The sequence below is a fragment of the Dactylosporangium sp. NPDC049742 genome (assembly GCF_040674675.1).
Classification (GTDB): Bacteria; Actinomycetota; Actinomycetes; order Mycobacteriales; family Micromonosporaceae; genus Dactylosporangium; species Dactylosporangium maewongense.
Genome location: NZ_JBFANF010000025.1, coordinates 35,244 through 45,993 on the forward strand (window position 1 = coordinate 35,244; position 10,750 = coordinate 45,993).

Annotated in this window: 10 protein-coding genes; 2 read left to right on the plus strand and 8 right to left on the minus strand. The window is 72.5% G+C overall.

Translation table 11 applies throughout. The features are described 5' to 3' along the window. Window positions 1-31 precede the first annotated feature (31 nt). From AB0J72_RS28025 to AB0J72_RS28055, 7 genes are read right to left on the minus strand one after another with little or no spacing between them, the layout of a single operon-like run. Complete coding sequence (locus AB0J72_RS28025) at window positions 32-793, minus strand: SDR family oxidoreductase (protein ID WP_363403630.1); 762 nt, start codon at window positions 791-793, stop codon at window positions 32-34. After that, window positions 790-1,722: a hypothetical protein gene (locus AB0J72_RS28030; RefSeq protein ID WP_363403632.1), complete on the minus strand. Its 933-nt coding sequence runs from the start codon at window positions 1,720-1,722 to the stop codon at window positions 790-792. The genes AB0J72_RS28025 and AB0J72_RS28030 overlap by 4 nt, the downstream gene beginning before the upstream one ends. Further along, the gene (locus AB0J72_RS28035; protein ID WP_363403634.1) at window positions 1,719-2,444 is read right to left on the minus strand and encodes a hypothetical protein; all 726 of its coding nucleotides are present in this window, start codon (window positions 2,442-2,444) and stop codon (window positions 1,719-1,721) included. The genes AB0J72_RS28030 and AB0J72_RS28035 overlap by 4 nt, the downstream gene beginning before the upstream one ends. After that, the gene (locus AB0J72_RS28040) at window positions 2,444-3,634 is read right to left on the minus strand and encodes an aromatic ring-hydroxylating dioxygenase subunit alpha (RefSeq protein ID WP_363403636.1); all 1,191 of its coding nucleotides are present in this window, start codon (window positions 3,632-3,634) and stop codon (window positions 2,444-2,446) included. The genes AB0J72_RS28035 and AB0J72_RS28040 overlap by 1 nt, the downstream gene beginning before the upstream one ends. A 9-nt stretch (window positions 3,635-3,643) precedes the next feature. Continuing rightward, the gene (locus tag AB0J72_RS28045; RefSeq protein ID WP_363403637.1) at window positions 3,644-4,609 is read right to left on the minus strand and encodes a dienelactone hydrolase family protein; all 966 of its coding nucleotides are present in this window, start codon (window positions 4,607-4,609) and stop codon (window positions 3,644-3,646) included. After that, on the minus strand, window positions 4,606-5,406 hold the full coding sequence (locus AB0J72_RS28050; protein WP_363403639.1) for an oxidoreductase: 801 nt from the start codon (window positions 5,404-5,406) through the stop codon (window positions 4,606-4,608). Before AB0J72_RS28050 ends, AB0J72_RS28045 begins: the two co-directional genes overlap by 4 nt. A 60-nt stretch (window positions 5,407-5,466) precedes the next feature. Further along, window positions 5,467-7,074: a nitrilase-related carbon-nitrogen hydrolase gene (locus AB0J72_RS28055; protein ID WP_363403641.1), complete on the minus strand. Its 1,608-nt coding sequence runs from the start codon at window positions 7,072-7,074 to the stop codon at window positions 5,467-5,469. Between the two features lie 83 nt (window positions 7,075-7,157). On the opposite strand from AB0J72_RS28055, the gene AB0J72_RS28060 reads away from it, so the two are divergent. After that, window positions 7,158-7,433: a Dabb family protein gene (locus AB0J72_RS28060; protein ID WP_363403642.1), complete on the plus strand. Its 276-nt coding sequence runs from the start codon at window positions 7,158-7,160 to the stop codon at window positions 7,431-7,433. Window positions 7,434-7,507: 74 nt separating this feature from the next. After that, the gene (locus AB0J72_RS28065) at window positions 7,508-8,866 is read left to right on the plus strand and encodes an MFS transporter (protein ID WP_363403644.1); all 1,359 of its coding nucleotides are present in this window, start codon (window positions 7,508-7,510) and stop codon (window positions 8,864-8,866) included. A gap of 105 nt (window positions 8,867-8,971) precedes the next feature. Here the strand turns inward: AB0J72_RS28065 and AB0J72_RS28070 are convergent, their stop codons facing one another. Beyond that, window positions 8,972-10,681: a cellulose binding domain-containing protein gene (locus AB0J72_RS28070; protein WP_363403645.1), complete on the minus strand. Its 1,710-nt coding sequence runs from the start codon at window positions 10,679-10,681 to the stop codon at window positions 8,972-8,974. Between the last annotated feature and the right edge of the window lie 69 nt (window positions 10,682-10,750).

The following is a 10,750-nucleotide window of genomic DNA, read 5'->3' on the forward strand; positions in this document are numbered from 1 at the left end:
ATTCGCGGCCCTCCGCTGCGCTCCGGCCCGCTCATGCGAACAGGTCCCGCTTGCGGAAGGCGGCGGTGGCGAAGCGGGCGAACGCCTTGGGGGTGGTGAGCCAGGCGACCCGGCCGCCGTTGGGGACGCCCGCCAGGACGCGGTCGGCGAGCCAGAGGGTGACCGTCTCGACCTTGTCCGCGAGGATGTTGAAGATCTTCTTCGCCTTGGCGAACTCTTCGGGGGTGTAGTCGCGGGACAGCAGGTCGGTGACGACCATGCCGGGGGACAGGTGCGCGACCTTGACCGGGGAGTCCTTGCCGAGGTCTTTTGCCAGCGCGTCGGTGAGGTACGTGACGGCCCGTTTCGTGGCGCCGTAGGCGGCCAGACCGGGCGCCTTCTGGTTGCCGGAGCCGAAGCCCTCCATGTTCCAGAGCGTGCCGTGTCCCTGCGCGCGCATCGCGGCCAGGACGACGGCACTGGCATGGGCGAGGCCGCGCAGGTTGACGTCGATCACCGTGTCGAGCTCCTCCGGTGGCAGCTCCCACAACGGTTTCCGCGACGTGGACACACCGGCGTTGTTGATCCAGATGTCGACCTTGCCGAACCTGGCGACGGCCTCGTCCCACAGGTGCCGCACCGCGGCCCGGTCCGTCACGTCGGCGACCACGCCGAGCGCGCGCGGGTCCGCCAGCGGCTCGGCGATGGAGCGTCCACAGTAGACGACGGAGCAGTCGCGGGCCAGGAACTCGCGGACGAGCCCCTGGCCGATGCCCCGGGTGCCGCCGGTGACCACGACGACCTTGCCGCTCACGACGCGCTCCACTGCAGCGAGCCGTGCACGACGCCGGCGAGCGTGGCGCCCTCGTACACGCGATAGGCGACCGCGAGCGAGGTGCCGGCGCCCATGCCGGGGGTGGCGTCGAGCATGAACTCGCGGCCCGTCACCTTCACCACGTCGGTGCAGTGGACGGTGCAGTAGTTGGCGCGGCCGAAGGCGATCGCGTTGCCCCACGCGCCCGGCCCCTCGTAGAAGGAGCGGAACCCGTCCCGGCGCCACTGCACGGTGAACGAGCGCTCGTAGGCGCCGGACCAGGTGACGGTGAGGCGGGTGCGGAGCAGGTCGACCGGGTCGAGCGCGATCGACACGTCGACCGGGCCGGCGAGCTTCTGGTCGGCGCCCCACAGCTCGCAGCGTCCACTGTAGACGCCCGCCTGCTTGGTGGGGAGGATGAACGGCACGGGGCCGTTGCGGGTCTCGGCGGCGAGATGCTCCCGCAGCGCGGCCGGGGAGACGCCGCGCTTGTAGACGCCGTTGAAGCAGCCGACGACCGCCGGGCCCTGGTACAGCATGGACGAGTACACCTGGGTGTCGTCGCCGAGCACCTGGTTCCACGTGTTCAGGTCGACCTGCCAGCCGGGGCCGTAGTAGTGGGCGTCGACGAACGTGCCGTACGGCTGGCCGGTGCCGTAGAAGTCGGGCCCGGTGTAGATCCGGTCGGCGTCGGAGTCGACGACGCCGAACGCGAACGGCGCGCCGAGCCGGAACCGCCCCGCGAGCGGGCCGCCGCCCTCGAGGCCGCCGTCCATGTAGTACGTGGTGACGCCGTCTTCGTAGACCGACGAGCGGCGGATGTCCTCGTAGCCGCGCCAGGTGCCGTCGGCGTCGAAGAGGCTGGGCCGCCCGTGCCACTCACCGGCGATGCGCTGCTGCCATTCCGAAGGCTCAGCGGGGGCGGTCATGCGAGCGGCCCGCCCATCAGCACCTCGCGGATCTCGTCGGAGGCGGGCTCGCCGAGCAGGCGGGAGACCTGCGCCCAGACCGGGTCGACGGCGGGGCTGAACAGGTTGGCGCGCACGGCGGCGTCGCGGGCGGCGAGGTCGGTGTCGCCCAGCGACGCGACCACGTCGGCGGGCAGGCCCGCCTCGACCAGGCCGAGCCAGTGCGACACGTACTCGTCGACGATCGCGTCCATGCCCCGGAAGGCGGCCTCGTCGGCGCGGTGCACCAGCATCCACGGCGACATCAGCGCGTGCTGGCGCGGGCCGATGTGCGCCCGGCTGAGCCCTTCGCGCTGCGACGCCTCCTCGTACCGGCCGGTCAGCGGGTGGTACGCGGTGTCCATGTAGGACAGGTGGGAGGACAGCTCGGCCCGGGGGATGAGGTCGAGGTGGTAGGCGTAGTAGGCGCCGCCGTGGACGGAGTCGAGCGTGAAGTGCGGGATCCCGGACTTCGGCGCGGTGAACGCGAACACCATGTGACTGTCGAGGTTGATCGGGGGGACGACGAGCCCGACGTACACCACCCGGCTGACCTCGCCGTCACCCTCCCACACCCGCATCGTGCCCACGGGCGCCGGCGACATGGGTGAGCGCAGCTCCCGGTAGGGCGAGCCGACCTCGACGACGGGCAGGGCCCGCAGCGCGTCGACGACCCGGGTGGCGAGCGCGAACGGAAGTGACATCACTGTTCCTCCAGGTGGGCCTGCCCGAGACGCTCCGCCTCGGCGACCGTGGGGTGTTCGCCCTTCGCCTTGTGCACCCAGGCGCGGGCGAGCTCCGGGTTCTCCCGGCGGGCGGGGGAGGCGATGACCGTCGCCTCGCGGCGCGGGACGTCGCCCATGATGCGGTCCTCGTCGCCCAGCAGCCAGCCCTGCTCGGCGAGCTCCTGCCGGCGCCGCCGGTAGTGCACGGCGATCAGGTCGCTCTTCACGTGCAGCTCGGCGCCGAGGTCGAACGGCAGCAGCTCGGGGCGGACCTTGTCGACGACCGGGGCGTCCTGGCCGAAGATCTTCTCGACACGCTGGACGGCGTTCTTGTCGGCCCAGTTGCCGGTGAAGAAGTCGCGCAGCGCGACCCACTTCACGAGCGTCGTGGTCTCGTCGATGGGGATGTTGGTGTCGTAGATGATGAGGTTGCCCAGCGGGAGCCGGACGTGCAGCTTGATCATGTTGGGCAGCATCCAGCCGGCGGTGGTGGCGACCGGCGGGCGCTCCTTGAGGTTCCTGCCGCGCCGCCCGATCATCGCCCAGATGCCCTTCGGTGCGGGCGGGTGCAGCCGCACGGTGGCGAACGCCGACCACTGGTCGGGGATCTCCAGCTCGTACTCCTCGACGTCGGGCCGCTCCGGGTTGCCGAAGGCGCCGGCGTGCACGAACGGCGTGTGCGCGATGTCGCAGCCGTTCTCCAGGATCCGCTCGTAGTTGGACTTCCACAGGTACTCGCCGGTGACCGCCTTGTAGCGCCCGCCGTTGGTGACCAGGTCGTCGAACTCGGGCCAGACCGGGATCGGCGGCCGCTCCTCGGCGGGGAGGTCGCCGAGGAACACCCAGACGAAGCCGTAGCGCTCCTCCACCGGGTACGAGTCGACCCGGGCCTTCTTCGGGATGCCGCGGCCCGGCTGGTTCGCCGGGATCTTCACGCACGCGCCGCTGGGCTCGTACTCCCAGCCGTGGTACGGGCAGACGATCGAGTCGTTCTTCACCCAGCCGCCGGACAGCGCGGCGCCGCGGTGCACGCACAGGTCCGACAGCGCGACCGGGCGGCCCTTCGGCGTGCGGTACAGCACCAGCTCCTGCCCGAGGCAGGTGGCGCGCATCGGTTTGGTGGTGACGCGGTCGGCGAACTCGACCGCATACCAGAAGTTCTTCAACATGCGGGGCTCCTAGCGGCGCCGGACGGACACCAGGTCCTGGGGGAACGTGTCGAGCGCGGCCGGGTCGCCGTCGCGCAGGTGGGTGCGGAGGAACGCCGCGAGCAGCCCCGCGATCGCGCCGCGGGCGGTGGCGCCGCCGACGGTGGACGGACGGTCGAGGAACGACCGGGCCGAGGTGGGGTCGGCCGGCTCGACGACGCTGAAGTGGTTGGCGCCGTGCACGGTCGCGAGGACGTGGGCGCCCTCGCGGTCCTTGAGCGCCTCGTCGAACGTGCGGCTCACCGGGTCGTGCGGCTTGTCCGCGGCGGCGCCGTACCGGTCGGAGGAGGCGGCGATGACGCCGTCCTCGGTGCCGGCGAGCAGCATGACCGGCGATTCGACGAGCGCCTCGGCGATCGTGCCGGCGGGCCAGCCGAGCATCGTGGAGACCATGGTGTGCGCGCCGTACGTGGCGACCGCCCGCACCTGCGGGAAGAAGCGCCCGGACTGCAGCGCGACGGTGCCGCCGGCGGAGTGCCCGAACAGCGCGACCCGGTCCAGGTCGAGGGCGCCGTGCAACGGACCCTCCTCGGCGTTGAGCGCGGCCAGCCGCTCCAGCAGCGGCGCGATCGCCTGGCAGGTGGGGCCGTCGCCGTAGGTGCCGGGCCGGGCCAGGGCGAGGTCGACGCCGGGCGTGATGCCGACCTGGCCGGCGAACAGCGGGCCGACCCAGTCGTAGGTGACGGCGGCGAAGCCCTGCGCGGCGAGCTCGGCGGCCAGCCAGCGGTAGGCGTCCTGGCCGACGTTGACGCCGCTGAGCACGAGCACCACCGGGTAGGGCCCGCCGGCCGGGTCGGCCTGGAAGACGCCGCTGAGCCGCTCGGCGTCCGACCCGGTGACCAGCGCCGGGTAGTACACCTTCAGGTGCGCGGTCGCGAAGGGTTCGGGCGCGCCGGGGATCGTCGCCGCGGACCACAGGGAGCGGATGGTCGTCACGGGCGTGGCAGTTCGCGGTCGCCGCCCCACAGGGCACGCACGAGGCGCTGGGTGGTCTCCTCGCCGAAGTACCGCACGCCCATCACGTTGGCCGGGTCGCGGTCGGCGATGTTGCGCCGGGTCGCGAGGTCCCGCTCGCGCAGCGCGGCGCGCTCCTCCTCCGGCACCGGGGGAGCCTCGTCGACCCAGGTGAGCCACTGGTCGACCCGGGCGTGCAGCACGTCGCTGACCACCTGCAGGTTCCGTGCGGTGCGCTCGAAGGAGTACACGTACGCGTTCGGTGACAGCGAGGCGCGGATGAAGCCGGCCCGGCTGGTGAACCAGGCGAACTGGTCGTCCGCCCGGTGCTCCAGCCACGCGTCGTTGGGGCCCGCGTAGTAGCGGTCGAAGTAGTCGCCGTCGACGACGATGTCGGTCCGCGGGATGTAGTCGGTGTAGAACCAGCCGCCGGGCCAGCACAGCAGCGCGATGCCGAGGTGCGGCACCCGGACCTGCGGGCCGAGCCAGCAGGTGAGGTGCAGGTTCACGAAGCTGCGCGACGGGTCGCCCAGCCACGAGTGCACCATCCAGTCGACCTCCGGCCCGCTGTAGGCGGCCACCCGGCCGCCCGGACCCTCCGGATACGTCCCGTACTGCTCAAGAATGTCCGTCGACGGGTCGCGCGTCGTCGCGAACCTTGCGTCGATCTTGGCCTTGAGATCCGCCAGGAGCTGCTGGAACTGTGCGAAGGTGTCGTGGACGTCGATCACGGGCGACGCGTCGAGCATCTCTTCGACGTGCTGGACGGTTTCCTCCACGCGCTCACTCTCCAACGTTGGTCCGTAATGGAAACAGTGTTTCGCTACGGGTAACGGATGTCAACGGGTCAGTGCGTCGACGAGCTGCCAGGGCCGCCCGTCGAGGAGGTTGGTGCCGCGCGAGACGAGCTTGTTGCGGCTCTGCGCGGGCGCGAGGACCGCCGTGGCGACCGGCGTGCCGGCCTCCACGTGGGTGACGAGCGGGTGGCTGATCCTCCCCGTGAACGGCCCCTCCCACGCGGTCCACAGCGTGAAGTCGGGGCTGAGCGCGAAGAACGCAGACGGCGAGCCCAGGGGTGCCGCGGCGACGATGTTGAGCCGGTTCTCCGCCGCCCGCTCCGGCAGGCCGAGCGCCAGCTCCCAGTCCTCGGCCGGGGTGAACGGCACTGCCACCACGTCCGCGCCGGCGATCGCGGCCAGGCGGAACACCTCGGGGTAGATGGCGTCGTCGCCGACGACGACGGCGAGGCGCCCCCACGGCAGGTCGAAGGTGGCCACGCCGTCGCCGTGCCGGCTGACCTGCCCGGCCAGCCTCGCGACCGGGTGCAGCTGCGGCTGCCGGCCGATGACCCCCTCGCCGGAGACCACGACGCCGACGTGGGCGCCGTCCTCCAGGACGCTGGTCACCGCGACCGCCTCCGTGCCCTGGAGGAGCTCCCGCAGCGCCGGCACGACCGAGGGGTCCTGCAGCTCGGGCAGCACCAGGAACCGGGCGCCGGCGGACAGGGCTTCACGGCCCTCGGTGCAGGCGGGGTCCGCCGACCGCACCACCGCCGCGTGCAGCGACTCGGCGGCCCGCGGCGCGGCGGGGTCGTGCGGCGGGCGGCCGATCGGGGCGTAGACCGGGCCGCGGCGCGCGGTGAAGCGGTCGGTGCCGTCGGGGCGGCGCTTGTCCCTGGCAAGGGTTGGGTCGATGGCGGCGACCACGACCGCCTCGCCGGTCCGCGGGCCCTTGGCCACGACGGTGCCGTCCGGAGCCACGATCTGGCTCTCGCCGGCGCCGTGCAGCCACTCCGGCGGCACCTTGAGCCCGGCGCTGATGGCGCCCAGCTTGTCGGCCGGCAGCAGCGGGCCGACCTTGTTGGCCGCCACGACCCAGACCCGGTTCTCCGCCGCCCGCACCGGGATGTGCAGGCTCGCCTCGTCGGTGGCGAACGAGTTGAGGCTGTTGAGCAGCACCTCCGCCCCGCGCAGCGCGAGACCGCGGGCCACCTCGGGTGCGACGCCCTCCATGCAGGCATACATTCCGACGGTACCGAAGGCGGTGGCGACGATCGGGCCGTTCTCGCTGCCCCGGTGCAGGTGGTCGTTCTCGCTGCCCATCAGGGTCTGCTTGTCGCTCTGCCCGAGCAGCTCGCCGCCGGGACCGAAGAGCAGGTTCGTGCCCGTGGTCCGGCCGTCGTCGCGGGCGAGCGTAACGTTGATCTTCACGTGGACGCGGTGGCGCGCGGCCCTGTCCGCGACGGCGGTCAGGAACGGGTCGCCGAGGCGGCAGGCCATGCGGCGGGCGTGGTCGCGGTCGTCGTACCACGACAGGTGGTTGCAGAATTCCGGCAGGACCACCAGATCCGCGCCCTCGGCGACGGCCTGGTCGATCATCCGCAGGCAGTTCGCGAGGTTCGCGGACACGTCCTGACCGACGGCGAACTGGACAGCGGCAACCCTCACGAGGGCCTCCTGGTTCCTCTAGCGGAACAGTGTTTCCCGAACATACACTCGCCGCGCGTCCACTGAAAGAGAGGTCGATTCTGGTGCTGACCCATGTCGTCGTCATGAAGTTCCTGGATCCCGCCGACGCGCCGAGGGCCAAGGAGCTCCTGCAGGGCCTCGTGGGCGTGGTGCCGCAGATCCGCTCGATGGTCGTCGGCCTGGACACCGTGCGCAGCGACGTCTCCGCCGACCTGTGCCTGATCACCACCCACGACGACGTCGACGGCCTGCGCGGCTACCAGTCGCACGAGGCGCACCAGGAGGTCGGCGCCTGGCTGCGCCCCCGCCTGGCGTCGCGCACCGTGGTGGACTTCTGAGCCTGCCGCGCACCCCCCCCCGTGCCGGCCACCCGGCGGCATGAAAGGCCGCCGGGCGGGTAGGTCCGGCGGCGATGTGGAGGGGACGGGCGCTCGCGATCGCCCTCGTGGCGGCGTTCATGACGCTGCTCGACGTCAGCATCGTCAACGTCGCCATCCCCTCCATGCAGGCCAGCCTGCACATGAGCGCCAGCGGGCTGCAGTGGGTCCTGTCCGGTTACGCGCTGACGTTCGGGCTGCTGCTGGTGCCCGCCGGGCGGGTCGGCGACGCGCGCGGGATCCGGCCGGTGTTCGTTGCCGGGATCCTCGGGTTCACGGCGGCAAGCGCCGCGGCCGGGGCGGCCCAGAGCGAGGCGTGGCTGGTCGTCGCCCGGCTCATCCAGGGCGCCTTCGCCGGCGTGGTGAACCCGCAGGTGACCGGCCTCATCCAGCGCCTGTACCCGCCGCCCGAGCGGGCCCGGCCGTTCGGCCTGCTCGGCGCCACGATCGGCATCGCCACCGCGGTGGGGCCGCTGCTCGGCGGGGTGATCATCCAGTTCGCCGGGACGGCCGACGGCTGGCGCTGGGTGTTCTACATCAACGTGCCCGTCGGGCTCGCCGCCGCGGCGCTCGGCTGGCGGATGATTCCGCGGCGCCCCCAGGACCGCAGACGCCGGGAGAGCCTGGACCCGGTCGGCGTGCTGCTGCTCGGCGGCGCCGTCGTGCAGATCCTGCTGCCCCTGATCGAGCAGCGGCAGTGGTACCTGCTGGGCACGGGTGTGCTCACGCTCGGCGGGTTCGTGTGGTGGGAGCTGCGCTACGCGCGGGTGCCGCTGGCGGACCTGCACCTGTTCCGGCGCCGCTCCTACGCGCTCGGCACGGTCGTCATGCTGCTCTACTTCGCCGGGTTCACCGCGAACTTCTTCATCCTCACCCTGTACCTCCAGCGCGGCCAGCACTTCACGGCGCTGCAGGCGGGGCTGGCGATCACCCCGTTCGCGCTCGGCTCGGCCCTGGCGGCGTTCGCGGGCGGCCGGGTCGTCAACCAGTTCGGCCGGTCGCTGGTCGTGGCCGGGCTGGTCACGGTCCTCACCGGCCTCGTGGGCACGGCCGTGGTGCTGCACCTCGTGGCCTCGCCGTGGGCCCTGACCGTGCCGCTGCTGGTCGCCGGCCTCGGCAGCGGCCTGGTCATCACGCCCAACCAGACCCTCACCCTCGCCGACGTGCCGGTCGACCGCGCCGGCAGCGCCGCCGGCGTCGTGCAGACCGCCCAGCGCGTCAGCGCGGCGTTCGGCATCGCGGCGATCGGTGCGGTGTTCTTCGCCCGCCTCGCCGGCACGCACGGCGACTGGACCGCGGCGATCGAGATGGCCCTCGCGGTCGCGATCGGCTTCATCGCCCTGGCCCTCGCCGCCGCGGTGACCGACGTGCTCCTCGCCCACCGCCCCCACTGAACCCCTCAGGGGTCCGGTGGGGGCCGGCGCCGGCTTCCTCCTGCATCAGCCGCACCCGCCGGGCCCTGAACAGGGCCCGGCAGGAAGCCGGCGCCGGGGCGTGGGTCAGCTTCGGGCGCAGGTCAGGGCCGGCGTCGTCGCCGTGCCCGTCGCGATGAAGCCGAAGGTGGTCGAGGCGCCGGCGGCGAGGGCGCCGTTGTAGGACTCGTTGGTCACGGTGACGGCCGCGCCGCTCGTGGCGAGGCGGCCGCTCCAGATCTGGCCGATGCTCTGGCCGCTGCCGAGCGTCCAGCGCACCGACCAGCCGGTGATCGGCGTGCCGCCGGCGGTCACCGTCACCTCGCCCTGGAAGCCGCCGGACCAGCCGTTGGTGGTCCGGTAGGCCGCCGTGCACCCACCCGCAGCCGGCGGGGTCGTGACCGGCGGGGTGGTGACCGGCGGGGTCGGGTTCACCTGGCCGCCCTGGGCGGCGTGCTCCAGGTACTCCTCGATGTCGCGGTAGCCGTCGCCGTCCGCGTCGCCGTTGTGGTCGTCCACCTTCGGGTCGAGGCCGCTGGCGGACTCCCAGGCGTCGGGCATGCCGTCGCGGTCGGTGTCCCAGCCGCCGGGCCGGCCCACCTGGGCGGCGTTCCACAGGGCGCTCCACTCGCCCGCGTTCGGGGCGTTGATCAGGCCGCCGCTGGTCGTGCGGGTCTCGGCGACGATCCTGGTGTCGACGGCGTCGCGGGCCCACCAGAACGCGCCGGCGCGGTCGAGGACCTTGGGCAGCGCCGCGGCGGCCGTCTCGTAGGTCATGTTCGGCACATCGAGGCGGGCCGACCGGTGCGTCGGGACCGAGGCGTACTCGGTCCACGTGGCGTCGCGCCCGTTGGTCAGGTTCGGGTCCCCGTCGTAGTCGACCCGGTTGCCCGACTGGTAGAGGCTGGTGCCGGTGGCCCCGGTGAAGACCGCGGGACTGCTCGAGTTGTGGCGCAGGTACGTGTTGCCCACGAAGTTGGCGTTCGCGTTCTGGTTGTCGCCGCTGTAGCCCTTGCCCTCGAAGACGACGTTGTTGCTCCAGTCGACCGCGTTCACCGCGCCGGTCTCGTTGCCCAGCCGGGGCAGCCGGCTGAGGTTGTGGGCGAACAGGTTGTGGTGGTAGGCGATGTTCGAGCCGGTCACGTCGCTGCCGACGAGCGCGCCGTAGCTGTGCCCGTTGTAGTTCAGCCCCTCGGACACGATCGCGTACTGGACCGACACCTGCCCGGCCCCGTCGCTGGCGCTGATGCCCTCGTCGTCGGCCCAGCTGACCGACACGTGGTCGACGATCACCCGGTCGCCGGTGATCCAGATCCCGTCGTTCGTCGCCGTGCCGGGGTTGGCCTGGTCCTGCCCGGGCCGGAACTTGAGGTGCCGGAGGACGACGTTGTCGCCGGTGACCTTGGTCGCCTGCCCCATGATCGTGATGCCGGGCGCGGGCGCGGTCTGCCCGGCGATCGTCAGGTTGCTCTTGCCGATCGCGAGCCAGCCCTGCCGACCCGCCGGGGACAGCTTGATGGTGCCGGCGACGTCGAACACGATCGTCCGGCCGGTGCCGGGCGCGTTGGCGATGCCGTACCGCAGGGACCCGGGCTGCGGGGTGGTGGCGCTGTCGCTGAGGTTGGTGACGTGGTAGACGTCCCCGCCCCGGCCGCCGGTGGCGTACGCGGCCGGGCCGGCCGCGCCCGGGAACGCGGGCACCGCGGCCGCGTTCGCCGCGGGACCGGTGGCGACCAGCGCGGCCACGACGAGCCCGCCCGCCGCGGCGAGCAGCAGTGTTGTTCGTGCCGTTGACATGTCGGACCTCTCTGACGGGGGTGTGCGTCCCTTGAGAGATGCATGCCGGACGATCCGGATAACACTTTT

Coding starts and splice junctions, on each gene's coding strand:
- AB0J72_RS28030 (WP_363403632.1), bottom strand. CDS start 1,722: ATGACCGCCCCCGCTGAGCCTTCGGAATGGCAGCAGCGCATCGCCGGT.
- AB0J72_RS28035 (WP_363403634.1), bottom strand. CDS start 2,444: ATGTCACTTCCGTTCGCGCTCGCCACCCGGGTCGTCGACGCGCTGCGG.
- AB0J72_RS28040 (WP_363403636.1), bottom strand. CDS start 3,634: ATGTTGAAGAACTTCTGGTATGCGGTCGAGTTCGCCGACCGCGTCACC.
- AB0J72_RS28065 (WP_363403644.1), top strand. CDS start 7,508: ATGTGGAGGGGACGGGCGCTCGCGATCGCCCTCGTGGCGGCGTTCATG.
- AB0J72_RS28070 (WP_363403645.1), bottom strand. CDS start 10,681: ATGTCAACGGCACGAACAACACTGCTGCTCGCCGCGGCGGGCGGGCTC.